The organism is Ignatzschineria cameli, assembly GCF_003121895.1.
Lineage (GTDB): Bacteria > Pseudomonadota > Gammaproteobacteria > Cardiobacteriales > Wohlfahrtiimonadaceae > Ignatzschineria > Ignatzschineria cameli.
Map to the genome: position 1 here is coordinate 19,814 of NZ_QEWW01000013.1, position 14,136 is coordinate 33,949.

The following is a 14,136-nucleotide window of genomic DNA, read 5'->3' on the forward strand; positions in this document are numbered from 1 at the left end:
TTTAACTCATTTCCGAAAAAAGTTCGATAAATAATTATCGTGTAATTAACGCTCAGCTTAAAGGGAATGAACGTCTACTTTTCAATCAAGATCGGGCATGCTTCCTATTGGATAAGTAAGATTTTTTCTAGAAAGTTGAGTATAATTGGGGCTTCTATTTTCGAGTGCTTTAAAGGTTAAAAAAATACTATGTCAAAGATGAATAAACAATGCGCAAACGCTATTCGCGCGCTCAGCATGGATGCGGTACAAAAAGCTAACTCAGGTCACCCGGGCGCACCGATGGGGATGGCAGAGATGGCTACAGCGCTCTGGGGGCTTAACCTCTCTCATAATCCCAACAATCCCCACTGGATCAATCGGGATCGCTTTATCTTATCTAACGGGCATGCATCAATGCTGCTTTATTCTCTTTTACACTTAACAGGTTATGCGCTCTCAATCGATGACCTAAAAGATTTCCGTCAACTCAATGCAAAAACAGCAGGTCATCCTGAATATGGCTTTGCCGATGGTATTGAAACGACAACAGGTCCTTTAGGACAAGGGATTGCGAATGCTGTCGGTATGGCACTTGCTGAAAAGATGATGGCAGGCACCTACAATACTGAAAAACATACCATTATCGATCACTACACCTACACCTTCTTAGGCGATGGTTGCATGATGGAGGGGATCTCTCATGAAGCTTGCTCTCTTGCAGGGACATTAAAGCTCAATAAATTGATCGCTCTTTACGATGATAACGGGATTTCGATCGATGGTGATATTCGCGGTTGGTTTACCGATAATACGAAAGAGCGCTTCCTCAGCTACGGCTGGAATGTGATCGGTCAGATCGATGGTCACGATATTGCCGCTGTTGATGCTGCAATTAAAGAGGCGAAAAAATCGGATAAACCGACACTTATTATCTGTAAAACACTCATTGGTAAAGGCTCTCCTAACAAAGAGGGATCGGAAGCGACTCATGGCGCTCCTCTTGGCGCTGATGAAATTGCTGCAACAAAAGCAAGCCTTGGCTGGAATTATGGTCCTTTTGAAGTACCTGAAGAGATCTATCAAGCTTGGGATGCACGTACTGCCGGCGATCAACGTGAAGAGGAGTGGAATAGCCGCTTCGATGCTTATGTTGCTGATCACCCCGAAAAAGCCGATGAACTTCTTCGCAGAATTGCAGGTGAACTTCCCGATAACTTTGAAGAGATCTTTGCCGCAGCGCTCAAAAGCGTCAATGAGAAAGAAGAGAATATTGCAACTCGTGTTGCAAGCAAAAATGCACTCGACCTCTTAGCGACAAATCTTGCCGAGATTGTCGGTGGTTCTGCAGACTTAACACCTTCTAACAATACCTTCTTCAAAGGAAGCCGAGATCTCGATATCACAACCGGTGAAGGAAACTATATCCGCTTCGGAGTACGTGAATTTGGAATGGCGGCGATCATGAACGGTTTAGCGCTCTATGGCGGATTTATCCCTTATGGTGCAACCTTCCTCGTCTTCTCCGACTATGCTCGTAATGCTATCCGGATGAGTGCTCTCATGGAGCAACGAGTTGTCTATATTATGACGCACGACTCCATCGGTCTTGGAGAAGATGGTCCAACGCATCAGCCGGTAGAGCATGTTGAATCATTACGTCTCATCCCTAACCTCTATGTCTGGCGCCCTTGTGATGCTGTTGAAACATTAGTCGCTTGGGCTGATGGCTTAAAAGCTGAAGATCACCCAACGCTTCTTGCACTTTCACGCCAAAACCTTCCTCATCAAACGCGAGATGCAAAATGCTTAGAAGAGATTGCGCGTGGCGGTTACACGCTTCTTGAAAATCCTGCCGCAGAGATCACCCTACTAGCAACCGGATCTGAAGTTGAGTTAGCGATGGAAGCTGCTAAAGAGTTGAATGCTCGCGTCGTCTCAATGCCTTGTGTTGAGCGCTTTAGAGAGCAAGATGAAGCATATAAAGTTGCTGTTTTAGGAGAGAAGAAGATTCTTGCCATCGAAGCAGGTGTGACCCGCGGTTGGTATGAGTTTGCAGATGCAGTCTTAGGAATCGATACTTTTGGGGCATCAGCGCCGGCAAAAGATCTCTTCCCTCACTTTGGCTTTACCGTGGATAATGTGATCCAAAAAGCACAAGCTTTATTGGCAAAAGCGTAATTAAACGCAACGCTTAAGATGACTTCAATATAGCTTCAATATGGTCTTAATGTGATCTCAATATGGTATTCAATGGTTTTCATGGTGTTCATGGTGTTCAATGATTTTCAATATGAACTTCAATAACATTTGAATACCACTTCAATACCATTATTGGGTCATAAATTGAGGCAGATGATGCAAATAATGACTAGTCAAAAGTGGCAAACAATGGTGTGAGCCACTTCCAGTAAAATTTCATTTAATTGCGTAGAAGTTTTAAGCGTTTGCAATAATATAGTGTTAGAATGATCAACTATTCATTTTCACAATGACATTATTTATGTGATAAATTTTATTGAGATTTTATCGTTTAGCGAAGTTTTATCGGAGCATTAGATAATGCTTTATCTAAAGCCCATCTAAAACTTATTTAAAACTTATCTGAATCTTATTTAAAATTTACTCATTTCGAATCATATAATTTATATAAATCATACTTTATGGGAGCATTTATGAAGCGTTTACTGATTGCTTTAACTGCCTTAGTTTCTCCAGCCTTTGCACAAGCGCAAGAGCAAAGCATTTTTCCAACTTTAATTCTGTTTGGCGGAATGTTTGTTGTGATGTATTTCTTAATGATCCGTCCACAACAAAAACGTGCAAAAGCACATCGCGAATTGATCAACTCACTCAAAGTGGGTGATGAGATCCTCTTAAGCTCAGGATTTGTTGCAAGAATTCGCGCACTTGATGAGAACTATGTAAGTGCAGAGATTGCACCTAACGTTGTGATCAAAGCGCAACGTCAAGCGATTAACTCTCTTCTTCCTAAAGGAACTTATCGTGAGAAAATCGACGCAACTACTGAAAAAGTAGAGAAAGTCGAGAAAACAGAAAAATCAGAGAAAGCTGAATAACTCACTAACGACAAGATCTCTATCTCTCTATTTAAATGGCAACTTCTGAAGGAGCTATTAAAACAGCGACATCGAGAGTAGAGAAAGCGCAAAACAATATGAAGGAGGGGATCTGTAAGGTACTAGCCTAACGCACAACAGGGTTAACAATTATCCTAAAGCGTTGAGTATACCGCATCGATCACCTCTCTTTTTTTAGCGCTGAGAAGATCTATCAGTTTTTCTGGCGTCGGCGCCTCTACCCCTGTAGAGGCGTTAGGCTTTTTGATTCACCCATTAAAAGTAACCCAATATTATGCTAAATCGATATCCGCTTTGGAAAAATATTCTGATTTTTGGGGTCATTGTTCTCTGCACCATTTTGGCGCTTCCCAACCTTTTCGGGGAAGATCCATCAATCCAGATCTCACCAACACGCGATACACAGATCAATTCTGAATTAGTCGCTCGTGTTGATTCTGTCTTAAAAGAGAACCACTTCGATGTTAAGCGTATCGAAGAGTCCCAAGATCAAATTCTTATCCGCTTTAAAGATACAGAAGAGCAGCTAAAGGCGAAAGATCTCCTTGATGGTGTTCTCCAAGATCAATACCTCACTGCCCTCAACCTTGCTCCCGATATGCCGGAGTGGCTCTCATCACTTGGGTTACAACCGATGTATCTAGGGCTTGACCTTCGTGGTGGCGTTCACTTTCTACTTGAAATTGATATGGAAGGGTTAATTACCCAACTAACCAATACCTATGCTGAAAGTATTCGTAGTCACCTCTCCGATAAAGGGTTAACTCCACTTATCGATATCACCGATCCACAAACAATTACGCTCAGCTTTGGAAATGCCAATGAAGCTAATCGTGCGCGTCAACTACTCACCACTAATCAAGCTTTCTTAGAGCTCTCTTTTGATAGCAGTGGTAATCGCGTTATTGCCAAAATCAGTAATAAAGAGATCAATGAGCGAAAAGCAAATGCGGTCGTACAAAATATCACGACATTACGGAATCGTGTTAATGAGTTAGGGGTTGCAGAGCCCATTATTCAACAGCAAGGACTCGATCGTATTGTTGTACAACTTCCCGGTATCCAAGATACCACGCGCGCTAAAGAGATCCTAGGAACAACCGCAACTTTAGAGTTCCGAATCGTTGATGATCGCTCTGCAACTGAAGCTTATAAAGCATTGGAGACGGGTCGTGCACCCTTAGGGACAAAGCTCTATCTTACACGCGATGGTGTCCCCTACCTTCTCAAACGTCAGGTGATTTTAACGGGAGATTCGATCGTTAAAGCAACGGCGGGACTCAATCATGAAACAAACTTGCCTGAAGTTTATATCACCCTCGATTCAAAAGGGGCTGATCGCTTTGCTGAAGGAACAAAAGCAAATGTGAAAAAACCGATGGCGACTGTCTTTATCGAAAATAAATTACAGACAACCTTCGACAAAGATGGCAATGAGATTCGTAAGAGTATTACCACTGAAGAGATCGCCAATGTTGCAACGATTCAGCAACAGCTCTTCTCAAACTTCTCAATTTCAGGGATCAACTCCCTACAGGAAGCAAATAACCTTGCAATCACCCTCAGTTCAGGAGCGTTAGCGGCACCTATTCATATTATTGAAGAACGAACAATCGGTCCGAGCGCGGGGAAAGAGAATGTTCAACGAGGCGTTGATGCATCGCTCTATGGACTCTTGATGGTAATGGTCTTTATGATCTTACGCTATCGCGGTTTCGGAATGGTTGCGAACGTTGCCCTTCTTGCAAACTTAGTTCTTATTTTAGCGGTTCTCTCCCTACTTCAAGCAACCTTAACGCTCCCCGGTATTGCCGGTATTGTGCTCTCTTTAGGAATGAGCGTGGATGCAAACGTCTTAATCAATGAGCGAATTCGAGAGGATCTTCGAAGAGGAAATACACCACAACAGGCGATCAACAATGGTTTTGGTAAAGCATTTGGTACCATCATGGATGCCAACTTGACGAGCCTCTTCTCTGCCATCGCCCTCTTCTTTATTGGATCAGGTCCCATTAAGGGCTTTGCGGTAACGCTCTCAGTGGGGATTATTACCTCTGTCTTTACCGCCGTTTACTTCAATCGGGCAATCATCAACTTGCTCTATGGTAGTCGCCGAACCATTAAGAAACTCTCCATCGGCGGTCGTGAGCGACTCCATATCTTCTCAGGAGAGACCACCTACAACTTTATGCGCTATGCAAAAGTCTGGATCGGTGCCTGTGTTGTGGTCTGTATTCTTGCTGTAGGGATCTCTGTAACGAAAGGCTTCAAATTGGGGCTCGACTTTACAGGCGGGACGGAGATTGAAGCGGTTTATGAAAAACCGGTGGAGATTGATACTGTTCGTGAGCAGTTAGAAGCGATTGGTTTCGATTCAGTGGTCGCGCAGCACTTCGGTTCTGCACGTAATGTCTTAATCAATATTCCTACTACTGAAGATATTGAGACTTCAACCACCATTACTGAAGATCTCACCCAAGCATTAACGCTCCCTGATAACCCTATGACGATTCAAAAGATCGACTATATTGGGGCAAAAGTGGGAAGTGAATTGGTATCGGATGGTGTGATGGCTTCGGCACTGGCAATCTTCCTTATTCTGGTCTATATCTGGTTTAGATTTGAGTGGAAGCTCTCTGTTGGTACGATTCTCTCCACGGTGCATGATGGTCTCTTTGTTGTCGCCGCATTCTCCATCTTAGGATTAGAGTTTGATCTAACCTCACTTGCGGCAATCTTAGCGGTAATTGGTTACTCGGTGAATGATACCGTCGTCATCCTTGACCGTATCCGAGAGAACTTTAGACTCAATCGGACAGATTCATCAAAAGAGATTATCAATACTTCGATCAATCAGACCTTATCGAGAACGGTAATGACCTCTCTAACCACCTTCTTAGCAGTCTTAGCACTCTATATCTTTGGTGGCGAGGTGATTCACTCCTTCTCGCTGATTATGTTGATCGGTATCGTGATCGCAACCTACTCCTCTATCTTTATTGCAGCTGCAGGCGCTTATGTCTTAGGCCTTAAACGGGAAGATCTTATTCCGCCCCCTGTTGCAAAAGAGGATGGTATTGTGATTGATGAGGGCGATAGTCAGAGTCAATCAACACTCCCTTAAAAGATGAGCCATCAGCGAAGAGAGGTAAAAAGCTTATCAAAGCGAACGACCTACTCATTAGAAGCTGATAGACAACAATCATCGACTCCTTGAGAGTCCCTTAAAAAAACCTTTACATCTCGCCGGTGTAAAGGTTTTTATTCATGGGGCAATTTGCTAGAATAGGGAGTCTTATGGCTTGATGGAGTAAAATCGATTTCGCCACTTAAGGCTCATAGTTACACTACTTAACAATACGCCCTTAAAAGCGTCATCAATGTCAATAAGCTGATCAATTACCTAAACTTTTAAAAGAGGTCTCTCTGATTTCTTGAAAAGTTTTCACTATTACTCACTTTATTTGCAATAAGGATTACTCATCTTGCGGCAAGTTGTTCCCAAAAAACCGAAAGCCTCTACTCTTTTCTTGACGGCATTTTCAAAGACAGTAGGAATCGTACTATTTATTGCAACGCTTATCATTGCGCTTGCAATGTCCCTGAGTTTCTATAGCTATCACCCCGACGATCCTGCTTGGAGTAGCGCTACTACAGCGGAAACCGTCCACAATATAATGGGTGAACGGGGCGCCTATTTTGCCGATATTATACTCTCTGCGATCGGCAGTACTGCTTGGCTCTTACCCCTCTTTCTGATCGGTTTTGGCTATCAGCTCTTTTTAAAGCGAAAGATCTTAACCGTCACTTTAGATAAGATTAGCTTCCGCCTATTAGGGGTCTTAATCACCATCTTTTCCCTCTCTGCACTGCTCGATCTTCATAGTGGGAATGGAGGTATGATGGGAGGTTTTATCGGAACAGAATTGATCAATATTTTAAGCACCGCTTTCTCTATCGATCCTGAACTATTAACTTATGGAACCAAGATCCTCTTTGCGATCTTAACCTTTGTGGGCTTCTACCTCGTAACTGGAGCTGGCCCAATTGGTTGGATGGATGCTTGTGGTGCCTTTATCCTTATGCTTTGGTTCTCAATCTTCCCTCAAAAAGAGCAGATCGAGACACACACCGCAGCCCTTCCTGATCATGATGGCAATATTGAGCAGGAGACCATCGATCGCATGCTCAATGAGACAGAGGGACGAAAAGCCCCCAATTTCTTTAATAAAATTTTTGCCGGCGCTGATGAGGCAGAGAAAGAAAAGCATCCTGATTTTATTGAGATCGATGAATCGCTTCTCAAGGAGGAATCATTTGAGAATTATGAGTCTAATGCCAACCTTTCAACATCTAGCAAAGCTCCCATTAAAGAGGATGATCTTAGTAGTTATCACTATCAGCCTCTAGAAGAAGAGAATCAACCTACGGAAGATACTGACGAAATGAAGACAACACAAAATACGATCCCTCCCATTTTCCGTAACTTAAAAAAAAATCATAATGAACCTGAAACTGTGGAATCCACCCCCGTTGAGGAGCGTGCCGATAAGCTCGATATCAATGCCTTAGAGCCGAAGCTCGATGAGGTATGGGATGACTTTATTCGAGCGCCACAACCGCGTGAAGAGGCGATCTTAGAAGAGGCGCCGGAAGAGAGTGTTGAAGAGAAGAAGAGCATTCCATCGATCTTCCGTAATCTCTTTAAAGCACGTCGAAAAACTGAAAAAGTTGAAGAAGATCTGCCCGTAAAGGTAGAGCCCTCTCTTGAAGCTTTCCAATCAAGCGATAATTCTCCATCAATAGCCACTGCACAGGCAGATGAGAGTGATGCTATATACCGAAGTGATTTTGATACAGATATGGCGACAGATCTTGATCACTCAGCAGAAGAATCTGAAAATCAGATGTCTTCCTATCAAAATGGGAGTAATCCACTAGCGATTACGCCTTTACAATTTGCCATTACCGACCCCACAATAGCGCAAGATGAGACAGATCATCCGTCAGCGCAGACTAAGACCGAAATTGAGCCCCTTGATCTCACCTTTGGTGATTTTGAGGAGGAGCAGAATATAGATGAAGAAGATGAGGAAGAATTAGTCGAGGTAATCACCCCGGCATTTGAGACTCAAAATGAAGCCTCGCCAGTAGCTGAAAGCAATAAAGCGCGCTATATCGGTCATGAGATCGATCCGAAAAGTGGAATGCCGATTCCGGTTAAAGCGCCTAAAGAGTTCCCGATGGCAGGTCGTCTACCGGGATTAGATCTTTTAGGTAATCCCCCTCCTGTGACCGAAAGTTATGATGAAGCGGAGCTTGCAGAACTTGCCTCACTCATTGAGGAGCAGTTTAAGCACTTCAATATTGAGGTCTCTGTTGTCAATATTGAACCCGGTCCGGTAATTACTCGATTTGAACTCGATCTTGCACCTGGCGTGAAGATTGCGCAGATCAATAATCTCAATAAAGATATTGCGCGAGCGCTCTCGGTAACGAGTGTCCGTATTGTCGATATTATCCCCGGAAAACCCTATATCGGTCTTGAAATTCCTAATAAGAAGCGACAAATCGTCTACTTTAAAGAGGGGCTCTATGCCGATGCATATCGCAATAGCAAGCATCCTCTCACGATCTTATTAGGGAAAGATGTCTCAGGAAATCAAGTGGTGGCCAACCTAGTGAAGATGCCCCATCTTCTCATTGCCGGAACAACCGGTTCGGGGAAATCGGTCGGTCTTAATACCATTCTTCTGAGCCTTCTCTATAAGGCGCATCCAGAAGATCTACGCCTGATCTTAATTGATCCGAAAATGCTTGAGCTCTCCGTTTACGATAATATCCCCCATCTTTTAGCGCCGGTTGTAACCGACATGAAAGAATCTGCCAATGCGTTGCGCTGGGCAGTGATGGAGATGGAGCGTCGCTACCTTCTAATGAGTAAGCTTCGCGTTCGTAATATTGATGGATTCAACCAAAAAGTGAAAGAAGCTATTGCCGCTGATACCCCGATTGCCGATCCTCTTTGGGACCCTGCACGCGAGGTCTCTGATCATGCAACAGCGCCACTGCTTAAACCCCTACCCTATATTGTAATCGTGATCGATGAGCTCGCCGATATGATGATGAGTGTCGGTAAAGCAGTTGAAGAGCTGATCGCACGCTTAACACAGAAAGCGCGTGCGGCAGGTATCCATATGGTAGTTGCAACACAGCGCCCATCGGTAGATGTTATTACCGGCCTTATTAAAGCGAATATTCCGAGCCGTATCGCCTTCCAGGTCTCCAGTAAGATCGACTCCCGTACCGTTCTTGACCAGCAAGGAGCGGAGAATCTATTAGGTCACGGTGATATGCTCTTCTTCCCTACCGGTGCCCCATTCCCACAACGGGTTCATGGTGCGTTTGTCGATGATAATGAAGTTAATCGTGTCACCGACTTCCTCCGCTTAACCGGCGATACCGACTATGTGGAAGATATCTTAAAAGACCCAACAGAGGAGATTCCTGGCCTCTCCGAGAATGCATCGGGCTATGTCGCTTCACCAGATGATGTGGAAGATGTTCTCTATGATGAAGCTGTGAAGATTGTTTTAGAGGATCAACGCCCGACAATCTCCTATGTTCAACGAAAACTTCGCATTGGTTACCAGCGAGCAGCACGCCTCATTGAGGCGATGGAGGAGCAAGGAATCATCTCTGCTCCTGCCGCAAATGGCAACCGAGAAATTTTAATTCATTATGAAAAATAGTCTTCGAGCAATCTTGAGAGATCAATTTCGATCGGATCAACGCCCTCTTCGTTAGAGTAGATCGCGCTGATTTCGATCGATTCATAATCGATTCATAATTAAGTCCTAATTGAGCCTAATTGAATCTCTCTACCACAATTGCTGAAATCGACTTTTAAGAGAAAAGTGAGAAACCATGATGTTACAGACCGAATTAGATCATCTTTATAACGGAGAAGAGGCGGGAGCTATCCCCCTCCACTTTGCAAGTCAACTCTCTGATATTACCTTAACAGAGGCGCAACGAACGCGATTAAAGCGCGAGAAGGAAGATGAGACAATTCATGCCGGAGAGATAATCCCTCTCTATAATGAAGAAGGGGCACTGACAGCTGTTTTTGTCGGCTACAATGAAGCTGAGCCACTTTTTACACTCGGTGATAGCTATCAAAAACTTCCTTTCGGTCACTATCGACTTCCTGAAACATTGGGAGAGGAAGCACTCTATAACCATCTTCTTGCTTTTGGTTTAGGGGCTTATCAATTCAATCAATATAAGAAAGGAAGATCTCGCGCGATCTCTTTCTATCTACCAGAAAGTGTTGCTGAGCGTGTTAAAAATGCACTCAGTGCTCACTACCTAATCCGAGATCTGATCAATGAGCCGGCAAATACCTTAACCCCCGATAATTTTGTAACACAGATTCGTGCAGAACTCTCAGATTTTCCGGTCACTATTAAAGAGATTGTTGGCAGTGAACTCTTAAAGCAGAATTTCCCACTGATCTATACCGTCGGCGCAGGCAGCAAGTATCAACCGCGCTTAGTAGAGATTATTGCGGAAAAAGAGGATGCACCACAATTAACACTTGTCGGAAAAGGTGTTACTTTCGATACTGGTGGACTCGATATCAAGCCCTCTAACAGTATGCGTTATATGCAGAAAGATATGGGGGGCGCTGCCCATATGCTCGCGCTAGGTAAATGGATTTTACAAGAGAAATGGAATGTCTCTCTCCGCATTCTTCTCCCTATTGTAGAAAATAGTGTCTCAGATCGCTCTATGCGCCCTGGCGATATTGTCAAGAGCCGTAATGGGATGAGTGTAGAGATCGACAATACCGATGCTGAAGGCCGCTTAATCCTCTGTGATGCACTCACCTATGCATTAGAGAAGCCCTGTGATTTCCTTATCGATTTTGCAACGTTAACCGGTGCTGCTCGCGTTGCACTTGGAACTGAAATTCCAGCCCTCTTTACCAATGACGATGCATTTGCACAAATGATGCAAAAAAGTGGCGAGAAGAATTGTGACACTATTTGGCGCCTTCCATTCCATCAAGCCTACAATGAGTGGATCGATGCCGAAACAGCTGATGTGAGTAACTCCGGAAGTGTTCCCTTTGCCGGCGCGATTACTGCAGCACTCTTCCTTGAGCGCTTTACAAAGCAGAGCAATGTCCCCTTTGCCCATGTTGATCTGATGGCTTGGAATATTCGCCATCGTCCAGGTCGTCCTAAAGGGGGAGAGGCAATGGGACTTCGAGCAACCTTCGATGCGCTTAAAGAGCGTCTCAATTGTGGCCAATAGTCTGTGATCAACCGCTTGTAATCAATAAGCTGTCACCATTAGTCACTCTTATTGATGGCTCTTATTGATAACTCTAAAATCGAGCAAAACCATAGTGGATCAGGAGCTGATAATAACCTCTCCCACCACTATGGTTTTCTCAATTAAATAGTTGTAAACTGAAATAATAGCTCTTTTTTTTGACAATGAATCTTCAATGGGAAACAATCTTATCATTGAGGATCAATATAAGAGATGGCGTTAAAGCATTTTAGTGATCTTTAACACTCCAGCTTCTCTTGCTAATCCTTATCTATTTCCCTCAACCTAGAATCGTAAATTGCGCCAATGAAAAAGACACTTCGTTATCTCCTAGTAGCAAATCTACTGATCTGCACTCTCTTTGGGCTCGTTTTTGCCGAGACAGGATTCTCTGCTTTCGTGGTTGATCATCGAACAGGAAAACCGCTCTATGAGCATGATGTTGATGCAAGACGCTATCCCGCATCACTTACTAAGGTGTTGACGCTCTATATCGTCTTTGAAGATCTCGCAAAAGGAAAGGTCAATCTCAATACTAAAGTTCCCTTCTCTGCAAAAGCGGCCGCGCAACCGCCTTCAAAAATAGGAGGAAAAGAGGGAACGGCTATTACCTTAGAGACTGCGATTAAAGCATTGATTGTGAAATCTGCCAATGATGTCGCGCTTGCTGTTGCCGAAAAAATTTCCGGCTCTGAAGAGGCCTTTGCCCGTCGGATGAATCAGACCGCCAAGAAATTGGGAATGCATAGTAGCCACTTTGTAAATCCCCACGGCTTACCTAACGATAATCAATATACAACTGCCCGAGATATGATCAAATTAGGAATTGCGATTCATAATCACTTTCCACAATATTATCATCTCTTTCAGACCCCCTCTTTTGAGTATGCCGGAGTTACTTTCCGCTCTCACAATCGAGTCAATCGTGATTTCCCAGGCGCTGATGGAATTAAAACCGGTTATATCCGTAAATCGGGATTTAATCTTCTAACCAGTGCAAAGCGCAATAATAATCGTGTTTTTGCTGTTGTTCTTGGTGGAAGAACCACACAATTGCGGGATGATCTGATGATCTCTCTTCTTAATCAGAGCTTCAGTGATGGGTATAAAGGGCGCTCAATTCGTGAGATTAACCCCTACATCACCCGAGATATGACGGTTCTCTTTACTCCCACAAAGACACAACCGAGCGATAAAACACAACTCTTCGATAGTAAAAAAGGGCGCAGAAGTGGTGCAACCGCAATTGTTAAAGCACCACCACCAAAGAAAGAGCCGGTCAAACCAGCTGAGGTTGTCGCGCCGATTCCGGCATTAGTTTTAGAATCCTCCTCTGATCAGGTTATCGCCGGCACTGGAGATTACTCTCCCGGCACAGCACCGATTCGTGGCCCCATTGTTAGCGCATCAGGCTTGAGTCATGCAGTACAAGTGGGCGCATTTAAAGATTATAATGCAGCACGCAATGAAGCGCGCAATGCTTATGAAAAGGTGAGAAGTGGTACCGTTCAAGTCTTCAATACCGGTGAATATTACCGCGCCCTACTTTCAGGCTTTAATGAGAGTGAAGCAGAGAGAACCTGCCAAAGCCTACGACAGAAGAAGACCGATTGTTTTGTAATAGCACTTTAAGAGCTATCTAAATCATCAGTAAAACAGGCTGAACGCTGCCGGATCTTACTATCGTATTCTTCCACAAATCACGTGCCGGCAGTAGGTAATCATCCGACTGCCAAAATAGTTCTAGTCTTTATAAAAGCTGATGAGGTGCCGGCTCTTACTATTATGTGCTTCCATCAATCACTCGCCGGCAGATGGCGATTTTCCGACCGCCGGCAATTACATTTTAAAAGGCAATGATTTTTCTGATGTTGAAAGCGCCAAATGGCGGGCATGCACTTGTTATAAGAATGAAATAGTAAGCTTCCGCCGCTCAACGAATCTTCTTAAGAATGATTGATTGAGATAAAAATGGCTGAGCGCTGCCGGATCTTACTATCGTATTCTTCTATAAATCACGTGCCGGCAGTAGGTAATCATCCGACTGCCAAAATAGTTCTTGTCTTTATAAAAGCCGATGAGTTGCCGGTCCTCACTATCGCGTTTTTCTATCAATCGCGTGCCGGCAAATATCGCTACTTCAGCGATATGATCCTTGGTGCTGAAAGTGCCGAATCGCGAGCATACAGTAGTGATAAGAGTGCAATAGTCGCTCCCGCCGCTCAACAGATCTTCTTAAGAATCATTCATCAACAAAACAGTCTGAACGCTGCCGGATCTTACTATCGTATTCTTCCACAAATCACGTGCCGGCAGTAGGTAATCATCCGACTGCCAAAATAGTGCTTGTCTTTATAAAAGCTGATGAGGTGCCGGCTTCTTACTATTATGTGCTTCCATAAGTTGCATGCCGGCAAATATCGCTACTTTAGCGATATCATCCTCGGCACTGAAAGTGCCGAATCGCGGGCATGCACTTGTTATAAGAACGAAATAGTAGGCTCCCGCCGCTCAACAGATCTTCTTAAGAATCATTCATCAACAAAACAGTCTGAACGCTGCCGGATCTTACTATCGTATTCTTCCACAAATCACGTGCCGGCAGTAGGTAATCATCCGACTGCCAAAATAGTGCTTGTCTTTATAAAAGCTGATGAGGTGCCGGCTTCTTACTATTATGTGCTTCCATAAGTTGCATGCCGGCAAATATCGC

General features: G+C 44.0%; 8 protein-coding genes. All 8 read left to right on the top strand.

Features of this window, described 5'->3' with window-relative positions:
* The first annotated feature begins 198 nt into the window (after nt 1–198).
* The 8 genes from tkt to DC077_RS10745 all read left to right on the top strand — a co-directional run bounded on the left by tkt (nt 199) and on the right by DC077_RS10745 (nt 14,114).
* Nucleotides 199–2,160, top strand: a complete 1,962-nt coding sequence (tkt, locus tag DC077_RS10015) for a transketolase (RefSeq protein WP_420810004.1) — start codon at nt 199–201, stop codon at nt 2,158–2,160.
* A 494-nt stretch (nt 2,161–2,654) separates the two neighbouring features.
* Entirely contained in the window at nt 2,655–3,059 is a 405-nt protein-coding gene (gene yajC / locus DC077_RS10020; RefSeq protein ID WP_109202369.1) for a preprotein translocase subunit YajC, read from the top strand.
* Between the two features lie 295 nt (nt 3,060–3,354).
* A complete protein-coding gene (secD, locus tag DC077_RS10025) occupies nt 3,355–6,204 on the top strand; it encodes a protein translocase subunit SecD (RefSeq protein ID WP_109202370.1) in 2,850 nt (949 codons plus the stop codon).
* A gap of 361 nt (nt 6,205–6,565) precedes the next feature.
* The gene (locus DC077_RS10030) at nt 6,566–9,832 is read left to right on the top strand and encodes a DNA translocase FtsK (RefSeq protein ID WP_109202371.1); all 3,267 of its coding nucleotides are present in this window, start codon (nt 6,566–6,568) and stop codon (nt 9,830–9,832) included.
* A 175-nt stretch (nt 9,833–10,007) separates the two neighbouring features.
* The gene (locus DC077_RS10035; protein ID WP_239990263.1) at nt 10,008–11,402 is read left to right on the top strand and encodes a leucyl aminopeptidase family protein; all 1,395 of its coding nucleotides are present in this window, start codon (nt 10,008–10,010) and stop codon (nt 11,400–11,402) included.
* A 327-nt stretch (nt 11,403–11,729) separates the two neighbouring features.
* The gene (locus DC077_RS10040) at nt 11,730–13,055 is read left to right on the top strand and encodes a D-alanyl-D-alanine carboxypeptidase (protein ID WP_109202373.1); all 1,326 of its coding nucleotides are present in this window, start codon (nt 11,730–11,732) and stop codon (nt 13,053–13,055) included.
* Between the two features lie 387 nt (nt 13,056–13,442).
* Nucleotides 13,443–13,742: a hypothetical protein gene (locus DC077_RS10045; RefSeq protein WP_133243732.1), complete on the top strand. Its 300-nt coding sequence runs from the start codon at nt 13,443–13,445 to the stop codon at nt 13,740–13,742.
* A 45-nt stretch (nt 13,743–13,787) separates the two neighbouring features.
* Nucleotides 13,788–14,114 carry a hypothetical protein gene (locus DC077_RS10745; protein ID WP_133243452.1) on the top strand — a complete coding sequence of 109 codons (327 nt, stop codon included), beginning with the start codon at nt 13,788–13,790 and terminating at the stop codon, nt 14,112–14,114.
* Nucleotides 14,115–14,136 lie beyond the last annotated feature (22 nt).

What these genes read in the sequence shown, in the direction of transcription:
- DC077_RS10035 (WP_239990263.1), top strand. Translation starts at nt 10,008, where the DNA reads ATGATGTTACAGACCGAATTAGATCATCTTTATAACGGAGAAGAGGCG.
- secD (WP_109202370.1), top strand. Translation starts at nt 3,355, where the DNA reads ATGCTAAATCGATATCCGCTTTGGAAAAATATTCTGATTTTTGGGGTC.
- DC077_RS10745 (WP_133243452.1), top strand. Translation starts at nt 13,788, where the DNA reads ATGAGGTGCCGGCTTCTTACTATTATGTGCTTCCATAAGTTGCATGCC.
- DC077_RS10040 (WP_109202373.1), top strand. Translation starts at nt 11,730, where the DNA reads ATGAAAAAGACACTTCGTTATCTCCTAGTAGCAAATCTACTGATCTGC.
- yajC (WP_109202369.1), top strand. Translation starts at nt 2,655, where the DNA reads ATGAAGCGTTTACTGATTGCTTTAACTGCCTTAGTTTCTCCAGCCTTT.
- tkt (WP_420810004.1), top strand. Translation starts at nt 199, where the DNA reads ATGAATAAACAATGCGCAAACGCTATTCGCGCGCTCAGCATGGATGCG.